Below are 25606 nucleotides of genomic sequence, written 5' to 3' on the forward strand. Positions count from 1 at the left end.
CAAATGTAAATAAAACTTTTAAATGCGCATATTACTTGTTGGTGAGTTTAGCCGATTACATAATTCTCTCAAAGAAGGATTACTAAAATTAGGACACGAAGTGGTCATAGTTAGTAACGGTGATGGCTTTAAAAATTATCCATCAGATTATTCCAATAGAGCATTTTGGTGTGAAAGCAAATTAGGAAATCTACCACGACAGTTGATATATAGAATAACAAAATTTGATATTTCAAAAATTGAACGTGGCCTTCGTTTCTATTTACTTTTAAAGAAATTAAAAGGTTTTGATTGTGTTCAATTAATTAATGAAGCTCCTATTCAAACTACTGCTAAATTTGAATTACATTTATTAAAAAAACTCTTCAAACAGAACCACAAATTCTTTTTATTATGTAGTGGTGTTGACTATGTTACTTTGAATCACATGCTCGAAAAAAAGGAACGTTATTCGATAATGAATCCTTATTTTGAAGGAACCAAAGAAATAAAAGAACAATATAAATGGATGTTTGATTTTAATTCAAAAACTCATATTAAAATTCATAAATTTCTTTTAAAGAACATAAATGGTATTATTGCAAGTGATTTAGATTATGTTAATCCATTAAAAGATAACCCTAAGTTTTTAGGAATGATTCCAAATCCTGTGAACATTTCAAATGTTAACTACATTGAAAATCCAATAGAAGGTAAAATAGTTATTTTCTTGGGAATTAACATTGGAAATTCATACAGTAAAGGAATTCATTTATTTGAAGAAGCATTAGAAATTATCAAACAAAAATATGCTGATAAAGTTGAAGTTATTGTCACAAGAAATATTCCTTATCAAGACTACATAAAACAGTTTAATAAAGCGCATATTGTTTTAGATCAAATCTATGCTTATGATCAAGGTTATAATGCGTTGGAAGCTATGGCAAAAGGAAAAGTAGTATTTACTGGTGCCGAAAAAGAATTTGAAGAGTATTACAATTTAACAGAAAAAGTAGCTGTGAATGCTTTACCAAATGTTGAAAATCTAGTAAAAGAACTTTCCTTTTTAATAGAAAATCCAAATGAAATTCAAGCTATTGGAATTCGTGCTAGAGCATTTGTTGAGAAGGAGCATAATTACATTAAAGTTGCTGAAAAATATTTGAAAGCATGGGAGAATTAATAAACCAATCAGATATTTTGAAGTACTTAAAAACTAAGTCAGCCAATTTAAGTTTTATTGATAAACTTAAAGTGGTTTATCGACCTTTGATTTGTCCTTTTGATGATTTACTCAATTACATTGAAAATGATGACTCTGTTTTTGACATTGGTTGTGGTTCAGGACAATTTTGTGCATTGGTAGCCAAATTTACTCCAGCAAATGAAATTTATGGAATTGAAATTTCTGAAACTCTTGTTCAAAATGCAAGAATTGTGAATCAAGAATTTAAAGATAAAAAAAACATACAATTTGAAACTTTCAATGGTTCTGAAATTCAAAGTTTAATTCAAAATTATTCTAAAATATATTTGATTGATGTTTTGCATCATGTTCCAAAAGAAAATCAATTAGAATTTTTAAAAGAAATTTATTTTAAGATGTCTATTGGAAGCAAGCTGATTCTGAAAGATATTGATGCTAGTAGCTTATTACTTTATTTCAATAAAATGCATGATTTAGTTTTTAGTAGAGAAATTGGAAACGAAATGAAAGCCAATTTTGCTAAAAAAGTAGTTGAAGAAATTGGGTTCAAAGTTCTTAAAAGTTATACTAAAAGAATGTTTGTGTATCCGCATTATTTTTTGATTTTAGAAAAATGAAAACACTGAATTATAAGATAATTTTGTTTCTAATTATTTCATTCTATTGCTTAATCTTAAGTCAGTATGGAATGGAAACTTGGGATACTGGATACATGTCAAGTTTTGCTTGGAGAATAGTAAATGGTCAAAACGTTTATGAAGATTTTATCTATAAATTTCCTCCTGTTACGATATATGTCCATGCTTTTTTCATGAAAATTTTGCCAGAAACTGGTCAGTTTTTTTATTTTAGAATCATTGCATATTTGAGTTTTCTTCTTCAAGTTTATTTTTTTGTATCTGGTACTTATCTGATTTACAACATAAAAAAAGTAAACAAATGGGGTTTGATAATTTTATGTTTTTTAATATCGTGGTTGAATTTCCCACCCTATCCTTGGCCAACTACAGATGGGCTTTTTTATGCTTCAATTGCTTTTTGGATTGTAGCAAAAAACACTAAAGTTAATTTTGTAACACTTTTTTTTATTGCTTTCTTCTCGTTACTTTCAGCTTTATCAAAACAATCTTTCTATTTGATTCCGTTACTCATCTTGGTTTGGATATATTTCAGATATAACTTAAAAGCAAGTTTATATTACCTAATAAGTTTATCAATTTTAATAGGAATATTTATCTTATTAATTTGTCAAATAACAACTTGGCAAAATTTCAAACAACAACTTAATGGAACTTTAGATTTAAGAGATTTATACATTGTTGGGTTTCATCATTATGTATTTATGCCATTTAAGTTTTTTGTTGCATTAACGATTATTATTTCAGTTAGCTTGTTTATCTACCTCAAAAAAACAAATCAAAAAATTAGTCAATTAACTCCACATCTTAAGAAAATAGCAATTGCATTTCTATTAGTTGCAATCTTTTTATTTTTGATAAATAAGTTTTTTGCGGCTTCTTTTCTTGCTTTTGACGCAGCCGCTATTGCCATATTATATTCCTATTTTGAGAAAAAGAAAACTATTAGTTATCTGTTTCCACTAGTGGTTTTGATTGCGATATCTTGGTCCGTATCGATAAGTTTAGGTTACCAAACAACAATATTATTTGCCACAGGAATCATTTTGACTTTCATCACATTATTTGAAAATGAGGTTTCTTTAAATCCAAAAAAGTATATTTTGATAGGATTGCCGCTTTGTTTGGTAGCATTTGTAGCCAATAAAAATCCTTATCATGAAGGTTCTATTTTAGAACTAAACTATTCTCTTGAATCGATTTCACCCAAGTTAAAATATATTAAAACAAAAAAAGAAACTTTTGAAAAACACCTAGAATTAAAACAATTAATTAAAAAATATGGTGAGAATTATATTGTAGCGCCAAGTATGCCAATGGCTAATTATTTGTTCAATACTCAAAGTCAACTTCCTGGAGATTGGTTATTAGATCATGAAATAGATGGTCAAAACGAAAGATTTATTAAAATTTGTTCTAATAAAAAAAATTATATCTTTATTGAAAAATCATTTGTAACTGGTGAAGATTTTAAAGAAGCTACAATTGAAGCAAGTCCAACTGCTTGGTACATTTACAAAAAATTTAATAAATTTGATACAACCAAATATTTCATAGTTTACAATTCAATCAAACCAAATGAGAAATTACCTTAAACTCATAAGAGTTGAACAATATATAAAAAATGCGTTTGTATTTGCACCGCTTTTTTTTGATAGTCAGTTTCTAAATTTAGACAATTTGATTAATGTAATTTTGGCATTTCTATGTTTTTGCACTATATCAAGTAGTGTCTATATTTTTAATGATTATTTTGATATCAATGAAGACAAAAATCATCCACAAAAACGTTATAGACCCTTAGCTTCAGGTAGTATTAGTATAAAAAATGGATTGGTTTTGATGCTAATTTTAATGATTAGTTCCCTAACAGTTTCTTATTTGATTTCTGTTGAATTGTTTCTTGTAATCATTTCCTATTTAGCGTTAAATTTTCTTTACTCAAAATGGCTTAAACATATTGCTATTCTAGATGTAAATATCATCGCAGTTGGTTTTATACTTCGTATTGTAGCTGGTTCAGTAGTAAGTGATGTAGTTCCATCGATTTGGATTTTATTAATAACTTATCTTTTGGCATTATTCTTAGGTATTTCTAAACGAAGAACTGATGTTATTCTTGCCGAAAATGGTAATGATGTCCGTAAAAATATTGAAGGTTATAATTTGATTTTTATTGATGTTATTTTAGGAATTTTGGCATCCATAATCATTGTTAGCTATATATTCTATTGTATTTCGCCAGAAGTTCAACTACATTATCATTCAAAATTATTGTATGTTTCCATCATCTTTGTTGTTAATGGAATTTTTAGGTATTTGAAATTGGTTTTTGTAGATCAATCAACCTATTCTCCAACAAAAATAGTTTTGAATGACCGATTTATTCAAATTACAATTTTGGGTTGGCTACTGCTTATGAGTTATTTATTATATTTCAGAAGTTAATATGAAAACATTAGTATTAGTTGACTTTGACAAAACGCTTTACAAAAAAGATAGTTTGATAGAATTTACTAGATTCTACAAAGGAACTTTTCAATTAATAATAGGTTTTATAGCTCTTTCACCAATGCTTTTAAAGTGGAAACTTGGAAAAATTTCTAATGAAACTGCTAAACAACAATTCATTGCATATTTTTTTAAAAACGAGTATTACAATTTGTTTTTAGAAAAAGGAAAACAGTTTTCAAACGAAAATATTTCGATAAATCTTAATAAAAATATTTGGGAAAAAATTCAGAATCTTCAAGAGCAAAACGCCGATATTTACATTGTAACTGCTTCGTTTCGCGAATGGATTTATGGTTGGACAGAAGAAAATAATTTAGAATTAATTACCACAAAACTTGAAATTGTAAACAATAAAATTACAGGAAAATTCAAAACAAAAAACTGCTACGGAATAGAAAAAGTAAATCGAATAAAAGAAAAAATAAACCTAGAAAATTACGATAAAATTGTAGTTTTCGGCAATGGAAAAGGCGATTACGAGATGCTTCAGCTAAGCAAATAAACTTTTTCTAAAGTAAATACTCAAGGTGATAAAATAGATTGAATAAGTAAAAGCATGAGCCATAACAACGCCTTCAATTGAAAATTGGGAAATCAAATAGATACTACTAAAATACAATACGAAAAGAGAAAATAGCTCCGAAATAACGAAAGCTTTAGTAAGTTTCTTAGCATAAAATTGATATCCTAAAATAAAAGATGCCGCTTTAAAAGTATCTCCAATTAATTGCCAAAAAAACAATTTAGAAACCGGCAAAAATTCTTTTGTAAATAAAAAGTAAATAATAAAATCTCTTAGAAAATAGATTACAATCATTCCAATTATAAAAACTGGTAAAATTCCTTTGTAGTAATTCCAAAAAAGCGTTTTGGTTTCTTGATTACTTTTGGCTACAGCTAATTTTGGTAAAAAATAAATAGAAATAATTGATGTAATAAACATAAAATAGTAGGAAGACATTCTACTCATTGCTTCCCAAAATCCTGCTTGTTCAATTCCTAAATTAACTATAATGTATTTTCTAATGGCAAGAAAAACCATTGGCCCAAATACGGCTGAAACCAATGCCATCAAAGAATAGGATGATAAATTTTTCAGAAAAGAAAGATTGTAAAACTTCAAATCAATAGCTTTTAAAATCTTAATTTCTTTATTAATTGAGAAAAAAGAAACTAAAAATAAAACAGATGGCGTCAAAATAATTGATAGCAATGCGCCTTCTGTATTCAATTTCCAAATCAATAAAACAGAAGCTATCAAACCAATTAAACTTCCGAAAATATTGATGTAAATTACTTTTTTATAAGCTCCAAATCCATTGATTGTTGCTATCAAAAAGAGGTTTCCAATATAAAATGGCAAAGCAACTGCAAGTGATTTAAATACAAAAGCATATTGATATTGATTGCCGAAAATTGAAGTGTTCAAATATTCTGAAAAGAAAAATAATCCCAAACTAATTAAAAGACAAGTGAATAAGACTGTAATAAAAATAGTAGAAAGTGTTTTCTTAAGTTGATTGTCATCCAATTTATGTTCGGCAACATATTTTACAACTCCATTTTCAAATCCGAGTGTAGCAAAAGCTTCTGTTGTTGTTAGAAAATTTCTCAAATTTCCAACCAAAGCCATTCCACTTGGGCCAACAAAAACGGCTATAAATTTAGAAGTAATAAATCCAACAAAAATCTTGATTAAAATACTAATTGCATTCAAAGAAGTGGCTTTGAATAAAGGTTTGGACAGTATTTCTTTAATAAAACTCAATTAGTATTTATTTAAAATTGAAATAACGATACTAACTTCATCATCAGTCATAATTGGACTTATTGGTAAACTTAACACTTCATCATGAATCTTTTCAGTAATTGGAAATGATAAATTATTCCATTCAGGAAATGCCTTTTGCTTGTGTGGCGGAATTGGATAATGAATTACCGTTTCAATTCCATTTTTTAGTAAATAATCTTGTAAATCATTACGGTTTTCAGTTCGAACAACAAACAAATGAAATACATGATTATTAGAAAAATCCCAAGTTGGCAAAACTATTTTATCGTTTTTAATTTCAGACAAATAACGTTTGGCAATACTTCTTCTTTTATCGTTATCTGCATCTAAATTTGGTAATTTTACATTTAAAAAAGCCGCTTGAAGTTCGTCTAATCTTGAATTTATCCCAACAAATTCATTATGGTATTTCTTTTCTGAACCATAATTTCGCAATGAAAATAGAACTTTAGCTAATTCAGCATCATTGGTTGTAATAGCACCACCATCGCCAAGTGCACCAAGGTTTTTACCTGGATAGAAACTAAAAGCTCTTGTATGACTTCCTTTAAAAATTAAACCATGAGCCTGTGCAGCATCTTCAATGATGAGCAAGTCATGTTTATAACCAATAGCAATAATTTCATCCATTTCACACAATTGACCATACAAATGAACTAACAAAATTGCTTTGGTTTTAGATGTGATTTTTTCTTCAATTAAATCTGGATTGATGTTGTAAGTTTCCAATTTTGGCTCCACTAAAACTGGGACTAAATCTGCTTGTAAAATTGCTAAAACACTAGCAATATAGGTATTTGCTGGAACGATAACTTCATCACCTTTTTGTAAATTTCCAAGTTGAATGTAAGCCTTAAAAATCAATACCAAAGCATCCAAACCATTGCCGACTCCAATACATTGTCTTGAACCACAATAATTGGCAAAATTAGTTTCGAATGATTTTACTTCGTCACCCAAAATAAACCAACCTTTATCTAAAACTAATTTCATTTTTTCTTGAAATTGCTCTTGATAACTTAAATTTAATTGCTGCAAATCGAGGAATTTTATCATATCAAAACAGATTCTAGTAAGGAATAATTCTTTGTTTGAACTTCATAAAAATTTTGAATTACTGTTTTGGCTCCAAAACTTTCTTTCCAAAACAACAAACCTTCATTTATTTTTGTTCCTTGCTCTTCATTGGAATTATTAAAATCAAAAAAATGCTTGTCTTTATAAACTTCTGTAATCAAATGATGGTATAAATAATCTAAGCTTCCTAATTCATTCTTATCTGAATTTCCAGAAACATATTGTGGATGTGCTACTTTATCAGTACAAAAAACAGTTGTTCCTGCTACAATTTTATCTTTATCATACACGTTAAAATGACGAATATTATTTGGAAAACGTTGTTGCAATAAGGTAATTTCTTCAACCGAATGAACTGGTTTTACTTGATGTTTTTTATCTAAATTCGGAATCAAAATTTCGTTCCAAAACAACTCAAAATTCAGTTCTTCTTTTATAATTAAATTATTTTTTTTACCTCTACGAATACTTTCTTTTCTGGTTTTTGTAATAGAATAAGGCTTAGTCAAATCAATTACAGAAAGTGAATCTCTCCTATTCAATTTTGCTTGAGTGATAAACAAACAATATTCTAATTCATCTGAAAAATAATCTAAATAAAAATTTGGGATTGTTTTTAAAACCAATTTCTCAATCGAATTTTCATTTAAAAACTGTAACACACCTTTGAAAATTGAAATAACTGAACTTAATTTAGCTTTAGAATTTAAAACCAATCCGCCATAAGTTAAACCTTGATGTGAATAAATTGTATTTTCATTCTTATTGGCAGGCAAAACTGCAACCAATTTATCTTCATCAAAAACCATCAATGAATAATCCTGAAATCGATCTGAATGATATTCCATGAAGTCTCTATTGAATAGAAAAGTAGCATTCTTGGCAACACTTATAAAAGTATTCCATTGATCAAAATCTGCTGAATTATATAATCGAATTTGGTAGTGTTTCACAACTAAAATTAAAACTTTGGAAAATTACACAATTATTTAATATTAAAACGAATTTCAAAAATAGTCATAATTAAAAATAATTGACTAATTTAGACATCATAATTGCTATAATTTTGTGAATCTAAAACTTCATTATCTTACTTTTAGTATACTATTACTTTCTTTTTGCAACTGTTTTGGGCAAAACGTAACTTTATACAATCAATTTAACGGACGATTCGACTTCACTTTCATAGGAAATACCATGAACTTAGGTGAAAACAACATCACTTTTGGATGTGAAAATTTGCTTTTAACTTCATCAGACGCTACTTTAAATTTGAATTCCAATCAGATAATAGAGAGTGCTTATTTGTATTGGGCAGGTTCAGGAGCTGGTGATTTTAATGTAAAATTAAATGCTGTTGACATCACAGCTCAACGAACTTTTTCTAATATTTCAATAAGTTCAGGACTTCCCTATTTTAGCGCTTTTAAAGATATTACAAGTCAAGTCATTGCTACTGGAAACGGAACGTATACACTTTCAGATTTAGATATTTCACAAACACTTATAAATGAACAAGGATATTGCAACAACAGAACCAATTTTGCAGGTTGGGCGATAGTAATTGTTTACAAGGAAAATAGTTTGCCTTTGAATCAAATTAATATTTATGATGGTTTACAGAGTATTCCAAATGCTTTGAATATTACGTTAAATAGTTTGAATGTAATTGATAATAACAATGCTCAAATTGGCTTTATAGCTTGGGAAGGTGATAATGTTTTAGCTGTAAACGAAACCCTTAGAATTAACGGAAATACGCTTAGTAATCCGCCATTAAATCCTGCGAATAATGCCTTCAATAGCACCAACAGTATTACAGGAAGTACGACTCTTTACAATATGGATTTGGATATTTATAACATTCAAAACAACATTAATATTGGAGATTCCTCTGCACTAATTCAACTAACATCGGGACAAGATGTTGTTTTGATAAACGTTGTAGTTACAAAACTTAATAGTCAATTACCAGACGCGACGATTGCTTTAGACTCAATTAATCAATCTTGTAGCTCGAATATTTACACTATAGATTATATAGTTTCAAATCTTAATTGTACCAATCCGCTACCAGCAGTAACACCTATTGCAATTTATGCAAATGGAATACTAGTTGGGCAAACGCAAACACAAAACACAATTCCGATAGACGGAAGTGAAAACGGACAAATTACCATCATAATTCCTAACACAATTCCAGCAGATTTTACCTTAACTTTCGTAATTGATGACAACGGAACTGGCACAGGAATTGTAACCGAAATAATTGAAAACAATAATACTTTTTCGCAAACAATTTCTAGTTGGCTGCCACCAAATTTTAACCTTCTTGAACCTTTAACCTCTTGTAATGAAGGGTTTACTGTTGGTACTTTCAATTTTTCAAATTATGCCAATCAAGTTCTAACCAATTCAACTGATACTTTTATTGGATTTTACGAAACGGAAGCAGATGCAACAAACAATATCAATGCAATAGCAAATACTTCAAATTATGTTTCAACTTCAACTCCAAAAAAAATCTTTATAAGAATTGAAAATGACCATTGTTTCTCAGTTACTTCATTTGATTTAACTACAAAAAACTGTCCTCCAATTATCTACAATTATGTTACTTCCAATAACGATGGCTTTAACGACACGTTTTTTATTGAAGGATTAAGGAACATTTTTGTGAATTTTGAATTAGAAATTTACAATCGTTGGGGAAGGCTAATTTGGACAGGGAATAATCAATCAGAAGATTGGGATGGTGAAATTACTATGGGACAAACCATAAGTTCCTCATTAGCTTTAAAAGGAACTTACTTTTATATTTTAAACTTAAATGATGCTGATTACCCAAAACCTTTTGTGGGATGGTTGTATTTTACAAAATAATCATAAGCAAATTTTAAGGCGGAATATTTTAAAATTCTCTGTAACTTCGCACCATAAACAAGTTATCGCTTTTGAAACAAATCACTTCTATACAAAATCCGTTAATTAAATCTTTAGCCTTATTACAAGAAAAAGCTAAAGCTAGAAAGCAATCAGGTACTTTCTTGATTGAAGGTAAACGTGAAATTGAATTAGCCATAAAAGGTAATTACGAACTAGAAACTATTTTATTTCTTCCTGAATTAATTACTGAAACTGAAATCAATAAACTTGTTAAAAACAAAGTTGAGCTAATTGAAATTACCAAAGAAGTATATCAAAAATTAGCCTACAGAGATACAACTGAAGGTATTCTAGCGGTTGCAAAAACAAAAACTTTATCGCTAAACGATTTAAAATTACCTGAAAATGCTTTGATTTTAGTGATGGAATCAATTGAAAAGCCAGGAAATATTGGTGCTATGCTTCGCACTTGTGATGCTGCCAAAATTGATGCCGTGATTATTGCCAATCCAAAAACAGATTTGTATAATCCTAACATTGTACGTTCTAGTGTAGGATGTCTTTTTACCAATCAAATTGCCTCTGATACTACCGAAAATGTAATACAATTTTTAAAAGACAAAAAAATTGCTATATTTGGTGCCACATTACAGAACTCCAACTTCTACCATACTCAAGATTATACTACAGCTAGTGCATTGGTTGTAGGTACAGAAGCGACAGGCTTAACACAAGCTTGGCGCAATAATGCTACCCAAAACATCATCATTCCGATGCAAGGCGAAATCGATTCTATGAATGTCTCTGTAGCTTCAGCTATTTTATTATTTGAAGCCAAAAGACAAAGAGGATTTTGATTTTCAACTTAAATTTATACCATGAGAAAACTATTTTTTACTGCAATTTCAACTATTACATGCGCTTTATCGTTTGCACAAATTTCTGAATCTAAACTAGATGATGTTGTAAACAGAACTATGAAAACCTTTAACGTACCTGGAATTGCTGTTGCAATTGTAAAAGACGGAAAAGTAGTTATCTCAAAAGGTTATGGTGTAACCAATATAAATACTCAGAAAAAGGTTGACGGAAATACACTTTTCGGAATTGCCTCCAATAGCAAAGCATTTACATCAGCAGCATTAGCAATGCTTGTAGATGAAAAAAAACTTGATTGGGATGATAAAGTCATCAAATACATTCCTGAATTTAAAATGTATAATGATTTTGTTACTAACGAGTTCACAATAAGAGATTTATTAACTCACAGAAGTGGATTAGGATTAGGCGCTGGTGATTTAATGATATGGCCAGACGGACATGATTTTACTCCAAAAGACATCATCAAAAACATTCAATATCTAAAGCCAGTTTCTTCTTTTAGAGCGCAATACGATTATGATAATTTACTTTACGTAATTGCTGGTGAAGTTATTGAACGAGTTTCAGGAACATCATGGTGCGAATTTGTTGAAACACGAATCATGAAGCCTCTACAAATGAACAATAGTGCAGCTTCTTGGAACAGACTAAAAGATACTACAAATACTATCGTTCCTCACGTACCTACCAATGGAAAATTAGAAATTATCAAGCGATATACTAATCCGATTTTTGATGCTGCAGCCGGAATTTACGCTAGTACAAATGACTTAAGCAAATGGGTTATTGCTCAACTTAACAAAGGAAAATACGGCACAAACAATCAATTATTTAGTCAAGAGGTTCACAAAGAAATGTGGACACCACAAACGATTCTTCCAATTAATGGTATGAAACCTTACAGTTGCAACTTCAAAGCTTATGGATTAGGATGGCAATTATCAGATATTAATGGCCATTTACAAGTTTCTCACACTGGAGGATTGGACGGAATTGTTACGCAAACCATCATGTTTCCAGACATTCAATTGGGAATAATTGTATTAACTAATCAACAATCTGGAGCTGCTTTTAATGCAATTTCAAATACAATTAAAGACAGTTATTTGGGTCTGAAAAATCCCGATCATGTAATTACGCTAAGCGAAGAACGCAAAAATAAAGAAGAAAACGCTGATAAAATTACAGATGAAGTTTGGAAAACTGTAAATCAAAATAGCATTACTCGTGTAAAAATTGATTTTACAAAATATATCGGAACATATAATGACAACTGGTTTGGAGAAGTTTACGTTTATGAAAAAAATGGAATCTTAAATTTTAAATCCAAACGTTCACCGAGACTTTCAGGAACCATTTTATTTTACAAAGACCAAAACTTTGTTGTGAGATGGAACAACAGAAGTTTCCATGCAGATGCTCATATTTTCTTCGAACTTGATGCAGAAGGAAAAGCTATAAAATTTAAAATGAAAGCTATATCACCACTTACTGATTTTAGTTATGATTTTCACGATTTAGACTTCTCAAGAATAGATAACTAAATCTAAAATTTTTACACTAAACTTGTTTAGTATTCAAATCCAAATTCTGAAAAAAATATCGGAATTTGGATTTTTTTTATTGCAATTTCAATAATATTTCTTATTTTTAGCTAATTGAAGAATTTGCTATGACAGAGATCGATTTAGAAGAAGAAAAAAAAGCATTAGCTCGCGAATACAAAGAGTTACTTCGCATTAGTTATCAAACACTTACACCTGAAGACAAGAAACTCATTCGTAAAGCATTTGATGTAGCTGTTGATGCACACAAAGACCAACGCAGAAAATCTGGTGAAGCCTATATCTTTCACCCTATTGGTGTTGCTAAAATCGTAGCTTCCGAAATCGGACTTGGACCAACAAGTATTGCTGCAGCCTTAATGCATGATGTTGTAGAAGATACCGAAATTACAGTCGAGGATATTGAAAAAATGTTTAATCCAAAAATTGCACAAATTGTAGCTGGATTAACCAAAATATCTCAAGTAAAGAAAGACTTGAACATCTCAATGCAAGCAGAAAACTTTCGTAAAATGTTGCTTACATTGAACGATGATGTTCGAGTAATTCTTATCAAAATTGCTGATAGATTGCACAATATGCAAACTATGGATTCAATGCCTGATTACAAACAAGTAAAAATTGCTTCGGAAACGTTATACATCTACGCACCTCTAGCCCATCGTTTAGGACTATACAATATCAAAACCAAATTGGAAGATTTAGGTTTAAAATATACAGAACCTGCTGTTTATAATGATATCGTCAGTAAGATAAAAGAAACTAAGGAAGAGCAAGATGAATACATCAAATTGGTTTCAGATGTATTAAAAAAATCACTTGACGAAGAAGGTGTTGAATACACAATGAAAGGTCGTCCGAAGTCAATTTACTCTATTCGACGTAAAATGTTGGCTCAAAATGTCAGTTTTGATGAAGTTTATGACAAATTTGCATTGCGAATCATATACAAATCCAATGCACACGACGAAAAATTCTTGGCTTGGAAAATTTATTCCATCATTACCGATCATTATCGTCCAAGTCCAAGTCGTTTGCGTGATTGGATATCATCACCAAAATCATCAGGATATGAAGCGCTTCATATTACTGTAATGGGACCAAAAGGTCGCTGGGTAGAAATTCAAGTGCGAAGCGAAAGAATGGATGAAATAGCCGAAAAAGGATACGCAGCACATTACAAATACAAACAAGGTGCAACCGAAGAAAATGGTTTGGATGTTTGGTTAAACCTACTAAAAGAAGCACTTGAAAACTCTGAAACCAATGCTGTTGATTTTGTAGAGGATTTCAAAATGAATCTCTATGCTAAAGAAATCTTTGTCTTTACACCCAAAGGTGAAATTAAATCATTACCCAAAGGTGCCACTTCATTAGATTTTGCATTCAGTATACACTCCGAAATTGGAATTAAAACAAGAGGAACTCGTGTTAACGGAAAATTAGTGCAATTAAACCACGAATTAAAAAGTGGTGACCAAATTGAAGTAATAACCTCAGTCAATCAAAAACCTACAATGCATTGGCTAGATTATGTTACCACATCAAGAGCAAAAAATAAAATCAGAAGTGTTCTTAATGAAGACACCAAGAAAATAGCCGAAGAAGGAAAAGAACTTCTTACAAGAAAATTAAAACATTTAAAAATTACTTTAAATGAAACTGTTGTAAATGAATTGGTAAACTTTTTCAAACTGAAAACAAGTTTAGATTTATTTTATCGTGTTGGAATTGGCGCTATTGAAAATCAACAATTAAAAGATTTTGCTGCTCAAAAAAGCAATACGTTAATCAATTTCTTTAAAAATAAAATCAAACGTACTCCAAACTCTAATGCTGAAGACATTAATAGACAAGAGCTAACTAGTAATTATGATTTATTGGTTTTTGGAAAAGAACAAGACCGATTAGATTACAAATTATCAAGTTGTTGTAATCCAATTCCTGGTGATGAAGTATTTGGATTTGTAACCATTAATGAAGGCATAAAAGTACATAAAAAAGACTGTCCAAATGCTATTGCATTACAATCTAACTATGCCTACAGAATCATGATTGCCAAATGGATTGATTCTTCACAACAAGAATTTAAAGCCGTATTAAAAATTACCGGAATGGATACTTTAGGATTGACTAATGAGCTTACAAAAGTAATTTCAAATCAAATGCACGTGAATATTCAAAGTATTTCCTTGAGTGGTGAAGCTGGAATTTTTAATGGACAAGTGACAGTAGTTGTACAAAATAATACCATCCTGAAAAAACTAATTGATAACATTAAAAAAATTGATGGTATCGAAAAAGTTTCAAGGGTTTACAAGAACTAACAAGATTATCAACAACTAGTTTATAACTTTTAAACTCATAAAGTTTCATACTTATAAACTATAATTTATCTTTGCGCATTATGACACAAATAGCATCAGATAATACAAAAAATCAAGAAACAGTAAAGAACGTTTTTACTGCCTATCTTGAAAACAAAGGACACCGTAAAACGCCTGAACGCTACGCTATTCTTCAAGAAATTTATAATAGTCAAGAACATTTTGATATAGAAAATTTGTACATCAAAATGAAAAATAAAAACTATCGTGTTTCAAGAGCAACGCTTTACAACACCATCGAATTACTTTTAGATTGTGGCTTGGTTAGAAAACACCAATTTGGTCAAAATCAAGCGCATTACGAAAAGTCTTATTTTGACAAACAACACGATCATATTATTATGACCGATTCTGGTGAAGTAATTGAGTTTTGTGACCCAAGGATTCAAACTATTAAAAAAACTATGGAAGAAATTTTTGGTATCGAAATCACTAATCACTCCTTATATTTTTACGCAAATAAGAAAAAAGAATAAACTAACTACACAATAAACAACAACACAATGACCGTAGATTTACTACTCGGATTACAATGGGGTGACGAAGGAAAAGGAAAAATCGTTGACGTACTTACCTCAAAATACGACATTATTGCTCGATTTCAAGGTGGCCCAAATGCTGGACATACTTTAGAATTTGATGGAATAAAACACGTTTTGAGAACCATTCCTTCTGGAATTTTTCATGATAACAATATCAATATTATTGGAAATGGTGTCGTTATCGATCCTGTAGTTTTCAAAAGTGAAATCGATGGTTTGGCAAAATTCAATTTGGACATCAAATCTAAATTAATCATTTCGAGAAAAGCACATTTAATTCTTCCAACACATAGATTACTTGACGCAGCTTCTGAAGCTTCAAAAGGTAAAGCTAAAATTGGTTCTACATTAAAAGGAATTGGACCAACTTACATGGACAAAACTGGTAGAAACGGAATTCGTGTTGGTGACATCGAATTAGAAGATTTCAAAGAACGTTACAGAGCTTTGGCAGACAAACACGAAGCTATGATTGCTTTCTACAATGTTGATATTCAATACAATTTACCTGAACTTGAAAAAGAATTTTTTGAAGCCATCAAAGATTTACAAAAACTAACTTTCATTGACAGCGAAGAATATTTGGCACAAGCACAAAAAGCAGGAAAATCAATTCTTTGCGAAGGAGCACAAGGTTCGTTATTAGATGTAGATTTTGGAACTTATCCATTTGTAACATCATCTAATACAACTGCTGCTGGAGCTTGTACTGGTTTAGGAATTGCACCAAATAAAATCAAAGAAGTTTACGGAATTTTCAAAGCTTATACGACTCGTGTGGGTTCTGGACCATTTCCTACAGAAGATTTTGGCGATGCTGGTGATGTTATGGCAAGCGTTGGAAACGAATTTGGCTCAGTAACTGGAAGAAAAAGACGTTGTGGTTGGTTGGATTTAGTTGCCTTGAAATACGCAATTCAAGTGAATGGCGTAACACAATTAATGATGATGAAAGGCGATGTTTTATCAGGATTTGAAACTTTGAAAGTAGCTACAGCTTACAACTATAAAGGAGAAGTTATACAACATTTACCTTATAATATAGAAGAAGAAAATGTAACACCAATATACACCGAATTCAAAGGATGGCAAGCCGATTTAACTGGTTTAACGACTTTTGAAAGTTTACCAAAAGAACTAAAAGACTACATCGAATTTATAGAAAAAGAAGTCGAAGTACCCATAAAAATAGTTTCTGTTGGACCAGACAGAAAACAAACAATTTTGAAGTAATAAATAGAAATCCCAAATTTTAAGTTTGGGATTTTTTTATTGAAAATAGTAGTATATTTGATAACTAAATAAGTCATTTTATGGCACAAATCCTTCAAAATATTGATTGCTTTGTGTTGTTTAATGGCTGATATATACAGGTTGTGTGACATTTTGCGCGAGTAGTTGAAAACAGACAAATATTTAAAAAAATAAAATATGGGAGCATATATTCACCCAATTCCTCAACACAAGTTTAATCAATTTAACGAAATTGATTCTGAAAGTATGCTTACAGAAGAATTAATTCAAGAGATATTAAATAACAATGTTCTACATATTCAAATAAATTCATACAGTAAAGTATCTTTAAGGACTTACGAAATATTGAATAATAGAATTTTTTCTGTAAAACCTGAAATTAGTTTGAGACTCTATGGTTGGAGTGATAAAATGACAGATTTAAAAATTTTAGATAAAATGGTAAATCTTCAAAATCTTTCAATTGATAATGTAGATGTAAAAAACGAACAATTTATCTCAAATTTAAAAGATATAAAATCACTCTCATTAGCAACTAAAAATATTACTAATTATGACTTTTTAAATAATCTAAATGAAAATTTAGAAGAACTATCAATTATCGCAGACGATGTAAAACAACACAAAATAGATATTTCTCAAATTAGTCGGTTTAAAAAATTAAAATCTCTAACTGTTTTAGGACATAATAAAAATATTGAGCAAATTATTTCACAATTAGAAAATCTTGAAATATTAATTTTATGCAAAATCAAATCAATAAAAAATTTAGATTTTATTAAATCTTTAAAAAAACTTAAATACTTACATCTAAAATCAATTCCATTAACAAATTTTAATGCACTTGAATCATTCAAAAATTTAAAGTTTATTGAATTCTACAAAGTAGAAAATCTAGAGAATCTTGATTTTATTAACGAAATGGAATCGTTGGAACATATTTTCTTACAAACTGTTAATAAAATTAAAGGTTTTCCTAAATTACACACAAACTGTAAATTGCGAAAAATTGAACTTTGGTATATGAAAAACATCAAGGATTTTAATTCATTAGAAAACTTACATTCATTAAAAGAATTTTCTTGTAGAGAAATGACTGCAAACGAACCTAGCGATTTTTTACCTATTTTGAGAAATAAAAATATTGAAAAAACAGCAATTTGGTTTCTAAAAGAGGGACAAAGAAAAGAAATGGAAAGACTCTACGAAGAACATAATAAAGAATATTCAGACGTTAACTATATGTATTAAAAACGTCGCACAACAGCCGTTACAAAAAATTGCTCACCAACAAACAACTAATATGAAAATTACAAAGTTTGGCTTTTTTCTGCTTTTGGTTTTTCAAATTTCCTTTGGACAAACTAGCGATGGAATTCCTAAAGGTTTCACCAAAATAGAAGGTTTGGAATACGTTGGAAAAATAACGTTTTACCTCGAAAAGAAAACCCAAACAATACTTGCTTATCAAAATGGAAAAGTGAAGTGGAAAGCAGCTGTTATGAAAGTTTGCGGGAAACCATCAGTTGGAAAATCTGAAATAAGAGAAATTAGAATTGAAAATAAAGGCTTAAAAATAGTTTACGGAAAACATAGTTTTGCGAATATTGAAGCAGAAACTGGAAAAGTAATATGTGAAGGCCAAGATTGAACGCAACTACCGGTTACAGCAGTTTGTGATAATGGCTGATTCAGTGCTAAATTGAACATTCAGATTTCTAATAAACATTAGTGCTTAATTGAAACTACGAGATTCTAAAACAGACACTTCACCAAGCTGGAAAGTTAGCAATAACAAGAGACAGAATATCTTTAAAAAATTAACAGATTACCATTATGAGGAATTATTTGGACATTTTAGATGAAATAAACTTAAAACTTTTGGAAGGTGGATATGAGAATGAAAGAAAAGAGCTCGAAGTAGCAATCCGAGAAGGTTCTACATCTGGCGAAATTATGTCTCATTGTGGCTATAAATTATTGGAATTTAAAAAGCAAAATGAAAAAATTCATATTTATCTAAAAAACCTAATTTCTGAATTTGTTGCTTTTTGTAATTTTAATGATATTTACTTAAAAAATCAATATTAAATTAAACCCGATATCGCGCATATCTTCCTCAGTCGATAGCGCGGATTTGCAATCCGTGCCTACTATGAAACTCTAACATTGCATTCTATATTTGATTGTGTTTGAAAAAAATCATTCAACTTCAATTTTATCTATAAGTAATTCAAAATTTTCATTTGTCTTATTTCCTATTAAAAATGCTATTTCTTCTAAGCTTTGACCATCATAATTAGGAAGTTGAAGTGTTCTACCTCTGAAAGAAGCATATAATTTAGTTACAGGAATTTCAATTGTTTCCCACTCAGTTGAAGTTTGAAATTCGCAGATGTAAGAATAATAATCACTCTCACTTTTCTTAACTCTAAACTGGTATTTTTTTCCGTCACCTTTCAAACGGATTTTAAAAACACTTTTATCTGTTAACTTTATAGGATTAAAAAAATGACGCACTGAACAAAATCCACCATTATTTTCTGTAGAAACTGTTCCTTTAAATATTCCATTTCCATTTGAATCAAGGAAAAAGTCACTTGAGGAAACGCCACCCATTACACCATCATCAACAACTTTCCAGTTAGATAAGTTGCTACCTTTTGAAAAATCAAATAATAAAATCGGATTTAATAATATTGAAAACAGTAGGATGAATTGCATTTATAGTCGTTTTAGTAAACAAACATAATCAACACATTCTATCTCAACTAAATTTTAACAATATTAATTGGATAAATAACAATTGTTTAAGAGAACGTAATATCAACTACAGCTTCAAAATAAAACTCTCACTGCCTTTCAAACTTATCTTTACAATTCCTACTCCATTGCTTACTTTTAAAGTATGAGCAACACCATAAAGTTGTTCTGTTAACAAATACGTTCCATCTTTAAGTTTCCATTCCTTAATCACATCGGCTGGAATTTTTAAATCAAACATTTCGTTAATATCTGGAGATAAATTAGAAACAATAATAAGTTTTTCATTAGCCGACCAGCGTACAAATGAATATACATTTTGACCATAAGTAGAAGAGTCTTGTCTATTCACAGACTGAATTTCTTGAAATTTACCCATCAACGCCTCACTTTTAATAGTGAAATTCAATAAACGCTTGTAAAAATCTCTCAGTTCTTTTTCGCTTTTAGACAATTGACCTCCATCAAATTTACCATTATTCATCCATCGTTGGTGATTAGGAACGCCTACATAATCAAAAATTGAAGTTCTAGAACGTCTACCAAAACCAGCATCTTCGTTTCCTGCCTCACCTACTTCTTGCCCGAAATAAACCATCGTTGGCGAAGAACTCAAAGTAGTAGAAATCACCATTAAAGGTTTTCCTTTTTCACCACTTCCAGCAAATTCTGAACTTGCCAATCGCTGTTCGTCATGGTTATCAAGAAAATGCAACATATGATGCTCAATATCTCTCATTCTGTTTTGAATATCAGTCAATCCATCAGGAGTTGTTTTTCCCTGAATAACGGCTTTTAGATGATCGTAAGTTTCAACTTTGTCATACAGATAATCCATTTTTCCTAAGAAAATATAATTTCTATACTCATTCGGATTATATACTTCAGCCAATAAAAAAGCATTTGGATTCTTCATTTTAATAGCCGAATTCATATAACTCCAAAACTCATAAGGAACCATTTCTGCCATATCGTAACGGAAACCGTCAACGCCTTTTGCTGTCCAATACAAAGCAATATCTCTAAATTTTTTCCATGAACTTGGAACGTCTTTATCTTTCCAAAAATCAAAATGCTCTTTATAAGATTTCTTTTCAAAACCATTTGGAAGTTCAGGAAAATCCTTAGAACCGTCTGGACGAATTCCGTAATTTACTTTTACCGTTTCATACCAATCGTTGATGTCTGGTTTAGCCAAACGCGAACCATTTCCAGTCCATTTTGCAGGATATTCATCAAACTTAGCATCAATCAACGGATTGCTTTCTCCATTCAAAGGACGATAATCATCTGATGTAGGCACTTCAAAGTGTTGCTCTGGAATATAATAAAAGTTGTTATTTCTATCATATTCAACCGATATTTTATCTTCAGCACCAAAGTCTTTCACACCTTTTGGATTATTTTTTCCTTCATATTTTCTAGCAATATGATTTGGAACAATATCAATCAATAGTTTCAAACCGTTTTTGTGAGTACGAGCAATTAAAGCTTCAAATTCTTGCAAACGATTCGCAGGATTAACAGCTAAATCTGGGTTTACATTATAATAATCTTTTACAGCATAAGGCGAACCAGCTCTACCTTTAACTACTTCTGGATCATCATTTGAAATTCCAATATTGGTGTAATCTCTCACCAAAGCATGATGTGGAACTCCTGTATACCAAATGTGCGTAACTCCAAGATTTTTAATTTCTTGCAAAGCTTTATCAGTAAAGTCGTTAAACTTTCCCACTCCATTTTCTTCTATTGTTCCCCAAGGTTTATTGGTAGCATTTGTATTTCCAAACAATCTTGTAAAAACCTGATATACAACTTTTTTCTTCTCTGTTGGCGTCACTTTCTTCTTATCCACAATGGTAACTTTTTTATTTTTGGCGGTTGGTTTACTTTTTTTATTTTGAGCATTGACAGTTAGTGATAATCCAATCAAAGCGAGCAATAAGACTTTCTTCATAATGAGTACTATTTACGGTAACATGATTCAACAAATATAAAAATTTGAAAATCATTTCAAACTACTAATAAAAAAATCTTAATAAACATTTGTGCTGATTCTAATTTCATAAATTTGCGGATGTTTTAAAGTTAGATTTCTGATATGAAAAAAATTGCATTTTTATTCCTCCTATTTTTCAATCTTAATAGTTTTGCTCAAACTCAATCTGAGATTAATGAAGAAGCATATAACAATTATAAAAAAGCAGATAAAGAACTAAATACTGTCTATCAAAAAATTTTAACTGAATATAAATCTGATATTGAGTTTATTAAAAATTTAAAAACAGCACAAAAAATTTGGATTACTTTCAGAGATGCAGAAATGCTTGCAAAATTTCCTAAAAGAGAACCTGGATATTATGGAAGTATTCAACCAACTTGTTGGAGCAATTACCTGCAAGAATTAACCGAAGAACGAATAAAAAGATTAAAAATTTGGCTTACAGGAATTGAAGAAGGAAATATGTGTTCTGGTTCTGTAAACATTAAATAACAACTAAATTGAACGATTTTTTAAAATACCAAGCACAAACATCACCTTATCCGCTAGGAATGGAGGTTTCGCATGCTATTGGTTCCTACATTTACAATACTGACAATAAAAGATATTTAGATTTTGTTGCTGGCGTTTCGGCTTGCTCACTCGGTCATCAACATCCACGTGTAAATCAAGCCATCAAAGATCAGTTGGATAAATATTCTCACGTAATGGTTTATGGAGAATATTCTCAAAGTCCAGCTGTACAATATTGTAAATTATTGGTAGAAAATTTACCTAAAGAACTAAATAAAGTTTATTTAGTGAATTCTGGAACTGAAGCTTGTGAAGGTGCTTTAAAACTTGTTAGACGCGTTACTGGAAGAAGTCAGTTAATTTCGTGTCACAATGCTTATCATGGAAATACGATGGGTTCGATGAGCGTCATGGGATTTGAAGAACGCAAACAAATTTTTCGTCCTCTAATTCCTGATGTTGATTTCATAACTTTTAATAATGAAGACGATTTACAAAAAATAACAACCAAAACTGCTGGAATAATTCTTGAAAGTATTCAAGGTGGCGCTGGTTTTATTCAACCTCAAAACGACTTTTTAGCTAAAGTAAAGAAGCGTTGCGAAGAAGTTGGTGCTTTAATGATTGTTGACGAAATCCAACCTGGTTTTGGAAGAACTGGAAAATTGTTTGGATTTGAAAATTACAATGTAGTTCCTGATGTAGTCATTATCGGAAAAGGAATGGCTGGCGGAATGCCTGTTGGTGGTTTCATTGCCAACGAAAAACACATGGATTTATTAAGTCACAATCCTAAATTAGGACATATTACAACTTTTGGTGGTCATCCTGTGATTGCTGCCGCTTGTTTGGCAACACTACAAGAAGTTTTAGAAAAAGACTACGCCAAACAATCTTTAGAAAAAGAAAAACTTTTTAGAACACTTTTGGTACATCCTTTGATACGAGAAGTTAGAGGAAAAGGATTGATGTTAGCCGCAATGACATCTGATGAAGAAATAACAAATCAGGTGATTTTGCGTTGTCAAGACAAAGGATTGATTCTATTTTGGTTATTGTTTGAAGGAAAAGCCATCCGAATTACACCACCATTAACTATTTCTGAAGAGGAAATTAGAGAAGGTTGCCAAATTATTTTGGAGGTTATGGATGAGATAGTTGCGGGTTAAAAGTTGCGAGTCATATAAATTTCGCAAAAACTCGAAACCCGAAACCCGAAACTCGAAACTGTTGAATGTTAATTAAATTGTTCAAAACAAAAATCTATTTTCCTTAAATGACGATATTAGTTAACTACTTTTATTAAGGATAATTTTAAACAAAAAGCTATGCATTTGGATCACGACGAAGAAGACTACAATCTATCCTTATCGAAGTTTGAATCCATGTTGAAAACCAATAAAGTTTTCTTTTTTGATTCAGAAGAATTTGAAGAAATTATTCTTCATTATCTTGATATGGGCAAAGCTAATTTAGCTAAAAAAGCTTTAAAATTAGGACTTGAACAACATCCTAAATCAACTGGTTTAAAGCTAGTTCAAGTAGAAATGTTGGTGTATGATGACAAACTCGAAATAGCTGAAAAAATGCTTAACGAATTGTATGCCATTGAGCCAACAAACGAAGAAATTTTTATACAAAAAGCTAATATTTATTCGAAAAGAGACAACCATGTAAAAGCGGTTGAACTCCTTGAAGAAGCTTTAAAATTTACCGAAGATTTAGCCGATGTTTACAACCTTATTGGGATGGAATATCTGTTTATGGACAACCTTGAAAAAGCAAAAGAGAATTTCAAAAGTTGTTTAGAAGTAGATATTGAAGACCAATCGGCACTATATAATGTGGTTTACTGCTACGAATTTTTAGACCAAAATGCAGAAGCCATTGAATATATTAAAACCTACATTGATAGAAATCCTTATTCCGAAATTGCTTGGCATCAACAAGGACGTTTGTATTACGGATTGAAAGATTATGTAAATGCTGTGCGTGCTTTTGAATATGCTACCTACATTGACGAAGAATTTATGGGTGCTTTCATGGAAAATGGAAAAGCTTTAGAACGTTTAAAACGCTATGAAGATGCTATTGAAAACTACCAAAGAACTATCGATTTAGACGATCCAACTTCATATGCTTTATTACGTATTGGAAAATGTCACGAAAAATTAGGAAATAAAGCGGAAGCGTTAAAGTATTTCAACAAAACAGTTCATGAAGATCCTTTATTAGACAAAGGCTGGATTGCGATAACTGATTTTTATGTTCGTCAGAAAAATTTTCAAAAAGCATTGTTTTATGTAAATAAAGCTTTAGCAATTGACGATCAAAATCGCGCTTATTGGAAACGTTTTGCAACGATAAATAAAGCCATGAACTTCTATGAAGAAGCCGAACTTGGTTTTAGAAAAGCGGTTGAATTTGGAGATGACCATTTAGACACTTGGTTGTTTTGGGTTGATATTTTACAGTTTTTAGGTGAAAATGACTCAGCAGTCATCACATTACTTCAAGCTTCCGAGTTGTTCCCAGAAGAATATCAAATCGAATACCGTTTGGCAGGATTTTATTTTATGCTAAATGATACTGAAAAAGGAACATTTCACTTGAGTAATGCTTTGCGTTTGAACTTTAATAATCAAACATTATTAGAAGAATTATTTCCAACTGTTTGGACTATCAAAAAAGTGCAGAGTTTGATTAAGAAACACAATAAATAGAATACAATTTTCAAAATAAACCATTAAGATATTAAGAACCATTAAGCTTTTTCTACTTAACGAACTTAATTTCTTAATGGTTTTTAAATTAAAATAAACTTGGAAACCAATAAAAAATTCGGATTAATTGGAAAAGATATTTCCTACTCCTTTTCTAAAAAATATTTTACAGAAAAATTTTCAAAAGAACTTTTTGATGATTGCACTTACGAGAATTTTGATATTCAAACAATAGAAGAATTTCCGAATGTATTGAAAGAAAATCCCGATTTGAAAGGGTTAAACGTAACTATTCCTTACAAAGAAGCAATTATTCCATTTCTTGACACCATGTCGGATAAAGCTTTTAGAATTGGAGCAGTGAATGTAATTCGTTTTACCAAAAAAGGGAATCTAAAAGGCTATAATTCTGATTGGTATGGTTTTAAAAAATCGTTAGAACCACTACTCCAACCACATCATAAAAAAGCATTAATTCTTGGAACTGGCGGTGCTTCAAAAGCAGTTGCCTTTGCTTTAGATAAACTCGGAATTTTCTATACTTTTGTTTCAAGAGAAGCTACTGAAAACGCCATTGATTACAACAGAATCAACACCACGACATTTGATAATTTTCAGATAATTATTAATTGCACACCACTCGGAACTAGCCCGAATACAAAGGAATTTCCTCCTATTCCTTATGAGTTTTTTACAGAAAAACACATCGCTTTTGACTTAATTTACAATCCCGAAGAAACACAATTTTTAAAGAAAGCCAAGAAAAAAGGTGCAGCTATTAAAAATGGCTACGAGATGTTAGTTTTTCAAGCAGAAAAAGCTTGGACGATTTGGAATAAATAATTTTCTTTTCTTTCTCTTCTTAAAATTTTCTTAATA

23 protein-coding genes are annotated in these 25606 nt (G+C 30.3%); 18 read left to right on the top strand and 5 right to left on the bottom strand.

The genetic code is table 11. The features are described 5' to 3' along the window. Positions 1 to 22: 22 nt before the first annotated feature. From ACIQ06_RS03405 to ACIQ06_RS03425, 5 genes are read left to right on the top strand one after another with little or no spacing between them, the layout of a single operon-like run. A complete protein-coding gene (locus ACIQ06_RS03405; RefSeq protein ID WP_396143882.1) occupies positions 23 to 1162 on the top strand; it encodes a glycosyltransferase in 1140 nt (379 codons plus the stop codon). Continuing rightward, positions 1150 to 1803: a class I SAM-dependent methyltransferase gene (locus ACIQ06_RS03410; protein ID WP_396143883.1), complete on the top strand. Its 654-nt coding sequence runs from the start codon at positions 1150 to 1152 to the stop codon at positions 1801 to 1803. The genes ACIQ06_RS03405 and ACIQ06_RS03410 overlap by 13 nt, the downstream gene beginning before the upstream one ends. Further along, a complete protein-coding gene (locus ACIQ06_RS03415) occupies positions 1800 to 3419 on the top strand; it encodes a hypothetical protein (RefSeq protein ID WP_396143884.1) in 1620 nt (539 codons plus the stop codon). The genes ACIQ06_RS03410 and ACIQ06_RS03415 overlap by 4 nt, the downstream gene beginning before the upstream one ends. After that, positions 3403 to 4272, top strand: coding sequence for a decaprenyl-phosphate phosphoribosyltransferase (locus ACIQ06_RS03420; RefSeq protein WP_396143885.1), 870 nt, complete (start codon positions 3403 to 3405; stop codon positions 4270 to 4272). Before ACIQ06_RS03415 ends, ACIQ06_RS03420 begins: the two co-directional genes overlap by 17 nt. Position 4273: 1 nt before the next feature. After that, complete coding sequence (locus ACIQ06_RS03425; RefSeq protein WP_396143886.1) at positions 4274 to 4840, top strand: HAD family hydrolase; 567 nt, start codon at positions 4274 to 4276, stop codon at positions 4838 to 4840. On the opposite strand, the gene ACIQ06_RS03430 is transcribed toward ACIQ06_RS03425, so the two are convergent. From ACIQ06_RS03430 to ACIQ06_RS03440, 3 genes are read right to left on the bottom strand one after another with little or no spacing between them, the layout of a single operon-like run. Beyond that, a complete protein-coding gene (locus tag ACIQ06_RS03430) occupies positions 4829 to 6106 on the bottom strand; it encodes an O-antigen translocase (protein WP_396143887.1) in 1278 nt (425 codons plus the stop codon). The genes ACIQ06_RS03425 and ACIQ06_RS03430 overlap by 12 nt on opposite strands. Further along, positions 6107 to 7186: a DegT/DnrJ/EryC1/StrS family aminotransferase gene (locus tag ACIQ06_RS03435; protein ID WP_396143888.1), complete on the bottom strand. Its 1080-nt coding sequence runs from the start codon at positions 7184 to 7186 to the stop codon at positions 6107 to 6109. Further along, positions 7183 to 8160, bottom strand: a complete 978-nt coding sequence (locus ACIQ06_RS03440) for a GNAT family N-acetyltransferase (protein ID WP_396143889.1) — start codon at positions 8158 to 8160, stop codon at positions 7183 to 7185. The genes ACIQ06_RS03435 and ACIQ06_RS03440 overlap by 4 nt, the downstream gene beginning before the upstream one ends. 244 nt (positions 8161 to 8404) lie before the next feature. Between ACIQ06_RS03440 and ACIQ06_RS03445 the strand changes: the two genes are divergently transcribed. From ACIQ06_RS03445 to ACIQ06_RS03485, 9 genes are all read left to right on the top strand, one after another. Next, complete coding sequence (locus tag ACIQ06_RS03445) at positions 8405 to 10090, top strand: gliding motility-associated C-terminal domain-containing protein (protein WP_396143890.1); 1686 nt, start codon at positions 8405 to 8407, stop codon at positions 10088 to 10090. A 71-nt stretch (positions 10091 to 10161) separates the two neighbouring features. Next, entirely contained in the window at positions 10162 to 10950 is a 789-nt protein-coding gene (locus ACIQ06_RS03450) for a TrmH family RNA methyltransferase (protein ID WP_396143891.1), read from the top strand. A 21-nt stretch (positions 10951 to 10971) separates the two neighbouring features. Continuing rightward, on the top strand, positions 10972 to 12519 hold the full coding sequence (locus ACIQ06_RS03455; protein WP_396143892.1) for a serine hydrolase: 1548 nt from the start codon (positions 10972 to 10974) through the stop codon (positions 12517 to 12519). A gap of 128 nt (positions 12520 to 12647) precedes the next feature. Further along, entirely contained in the window at positions 12648 to 14867 is a 2220-nt protein-coding gene (locus ACIQ06_RS03460; protein ID WP_396143893.1) for a RelA/SpoT family protein, read from the top strand. Between the two features lie 80 nt (positions 14868 to 14947). After that, positions 14948 to 15403, top strand: a complete 456-nt coding sequence (locus ACIQ06_RS03465) for a Fur family transcriptional regulator (RefSeq protein ID WP_298302572.1) — start codon at positions 14948 to 14950, stop codon at positions 15401 to 15403. Between the two features lie 27 nt (positions 15404 to 15430). Further along, the gene (locus ACIQ06_RS03470) at positions 15431 to 16702 is read left to right on the top strand and encodes an adenylosuccinate synthase (protein WP_298302574.1); all 1272 of its coding nucleotides are present in this window, start codon (positions 15431 to 15433) and stop codon (positions 16700 to 16702) included. Between the two features lie 198 nt (positions 16703 to 16900). After that, the gene (locus ACIQ06_RS03475) at positions 16901 to 17974 is read left to right on the top strand and encodes a hypothetical protein (RefSeq protein ID WP_396143894.1); all 1074 of its coding nucleotides are present in this window, start codon (positions 16901 to 16903) and stop codon (positions 17972 to 17974) included. 52 nt (positions 17975 to 18026) lie between these two features. Continuing rightward, positions 18027 to 18374, top strand: a complete 348-nt coding sequence (locus tag ACIQ06_RS03480; RefSeq protein ID WP_396143895.1) for a hypothetical protein — start codon at positions 18027 to 18029, stop codon at positions 18372 to 18374. 185 nt (positions 18375 to 18559) lie between these two features. Continuing rightward, positions 18560 to 18814, top strand: a complete 255-nt coding sequence (locus ACIQ06_RS03485; RefSeq protein WP_396143896.1) for a hypothetical protein — start codon at positions 18560 to 18562, stop codon at positions 18812 to 18814. Positions 18815 to 18925: 111 nt separating this feature from the next. On the opposite strand, the gene ACIQ06_RS03490 is transcribed toward ACIQ06_RS03485, so the two are convergent. After that, the gene (locus ACIQ06_RS03490; protein WP_396143897.1) at positions 18926 to 19447 is read right to left on the bottom strand and encodes a CIA30 family protein; all 522 of its coding nucleotides are present in this window, start codon (positions 19445 to 19447) and stop codon (positions 18926 to 18928) included. A gap of 106 nt (positions 19448 to 19553) precedes the next feature. Beyond that, positions 19554 to 21446: an alpha-amylase family protein gene (locus ACIQ06_RS03495; protein WP_396143898.1), complete on the bottom strand. Its 1893-nt coding sequence runs from the start codon at positions 21444 to 21446 to the stop codon at positions 19554 to 19556. A gap of 144 nt (positions 21447 to 21590) precedes the next feature. Between ACIQ06_RS03495 and ACIQ06_RS03500 the strand changes: the two genes are divergently transcribed. The 4 genes from ACIQ06_RS03500 to ACIQ06_RS03515 all read left to right on the top strand — a co-directional run bounded on the left by ACIQ06_RS03500 (position 21591) and on the right by ACIQ06_RS03515 (position 25570). After that, entirely contained in the window at positions 21591 to 21983 is a 393-nt protein-coding gene (locus ACIQ06_RS03500) for a lysozyme inhibitor LprI family protein (RefSeq protein WP_396143899.1), read from the top strand. A 59-nt stretch (positions 21984 to 22042) separates the two neighbouring features. After that, the gene (locus tag ACIQ06_RS03505; RefSeq protein WP_396143986.1) at positions 22043 to 23173 is read left to right on the top strand and encodes an aspartate aminotransferase family protein; all 1131 of its coding nucleotides are present in this window, start codon (positions 22043 to 22045) and stop codon (positions 23171 to 23173) included. A gap of 159 nt (positions 23174 to 23332) precedes the next feature. Beyond that, positions 23333 to 24727, top strand: coding sequence for a tetratricopeptide repeat protein (locus ACIQ06_RS03510; protein ID WP_396143900.1), 1395 nt, complete (start codon positions 23333 to 23335; stop codon positions 24725 to 24727). Between the two features lie 99 nt (positions 24728 to 24826). After that, positions 24827 to 25570, top strand: a complete 744-nt coding sequence (locus ACIQ06_RS03515; RefSeq protein WP_396143901.1) for a shikimate dehydrogenase family protein — start codon at positions 24827 to 24829, stop codon at positions 25568 to 25570. Positions 25571 to 25606: the final 36 nt, after the last annotated feature.

The organism is Flavobacterium sp., assembly GCF_044341265.1.
Taxonomy (GTDB): domain Bacteria; phylum Bacteroidota; class Bacteroidia; order Flavobacteriales; family Flavobacteriaceae; genus Flavobacterium.

What these genes read in the sequence shown, in the direction of transcription:
- ACIQ06_RS03405 (WP_396143882.1), top strand. Translation starts at nt 23, where the DNA reads ATGCGCATATTACTTGTTGGTGAGTTTAGCCGATTACATAATTCTCTC.
- ACIQ06_RS03410 (WP_396143883.1), top strand. Translation starts at nt 1,150, where the DNA reads ATGGGAGAATTAATAAACCAATCAGATATTTTGAAGTACTTAAAAACT.
- ACIQ06_RS03415 (WP_396143884.1), top strand. Translation starts at nt 1,800, where the DNA reads ATGAAAACACTGAATTATAAGATAATTTTGTTTCTAATTATTTCATTC.
- ACIQ06_RS03420 (WP_396143885.1), top strand. Translation starts at nt 3,403, where the DNA reads ATGAGAAATTACCTTAAACTCATAAGAGTTGAACAATATATAAAAAAT.
- ACIQ06_RS03425 (WP_396143886.1), top strand. Translation starts at nt 4,274, where the DNA reads ATGAAAACATTAGTATTAGTTGACTTTGACAAAACGCTTTACAAAAAA.
- ACIQ06_RS03435 (WP_396143888.1), bottom strand. Translation starts at nt 7,186, where the DNA reads ATGATAAAATTCCTCGATTTGCAGCAATTAAATTTAAGTTATCAAGAG.
- ACIQ06_RS03445 (WP_396143890.1), top strand. Translation starts at nt 8,405, where the DNA reads ATGAACTTAGGTGAAAACAACATCACTTTTGGATGTGAAAATTTGCTT.
- ACIQ06_RS03455 (WP_396143892.1), top strand. Translation starts at nt 10,972, where the DNA reads ATGAGAAAACTATTTTTTACTGCAATTTCAACTATTACATGCGCTTTA.
- ACIQ06_RS03460 (WP_396143893.1), top strand. Translation starts at nt 12,648, where the DNA reads ATGACAGAGATCGATTTAGAAGAAGAAAAAAAAGCATTAGCTCGCGAA.
- ACIQ06_RS03465 (WP_298302572.1), top strand. Translation starts at nt 14,948, where the DNA reads ATGACACAAATAGCATCAGATAATACAAAAAATCAAGAAACAGTAAAG.
- ACIQ06_RS03470 (WP_298302574.1), top strand. Translation starts at nt 15,431, where the DNA reads ATGACCGTAGATTTACTACTCGGATTACAATGGGGTGACGAAGGAAAA.
- ACIQ06_RS03475 (WP_396143894.1), top strand. Translation starts at nt 16,901, where the DNA reads ATGGGAGCATATATTCACCCAATTCCTCAACACAAGTTTAATCAATTT.
- ACIQ06_RS03480 (WP_396143895.1), top strand. Translation starts at nt 18,027, where the DNA reads ATGAAAATTACAAAGTTTGGCTTTTTTCTGCTTTTGGTTTTTCAAATT.
- ACIQ06_RS03485 (WP_396143896.1), top strand. Translation starts at nt 18,560, where the DNA reads ATGAGGAATTATTTGGACATTTTAGATGAAATAAACTTAAAACTTTTG.
- ACIQ06_RS03490 (WP_396143897.1), bottom strand. Translation starts at nt 19,447, where the DNA reads ATGCAATTCATCCTACTGTTTTCAATATTATTAAATCCGATTTTATTA.
- ACIQ06_RS03495 (WP_396143898.1), bottom strand. Translation starts at nt 21,446, where the DNA reads ATGAAGAAAGTCTTATTGCTCGCTTTGATTGGATTATCACTAACTGTC.
- ACIQ06_RS03500 (WP_396143899.1), top strand. Translation starts at nt 21,591, where the DNA reads ATGAAAAAAATTGCATTTTTATTCCTCCTATTTTTCAATCTTAATAGT.
- ACIQ06_RS03505 (WP_396143986.1), top strand. Translation starts at nt 22,043, where the DNA reads ATGGAGGTTTCGCATGCTATTGGTTCCTACATTTACAATACTGACAAT.
- ACIQ06_RS03510 (WP_396143900.1), top strand. Translation starts at nt 23,333, where the DNA reads ATGCATTTGGATCACGACGAAGAAGACTACAATCTATCCTTATCGAAG.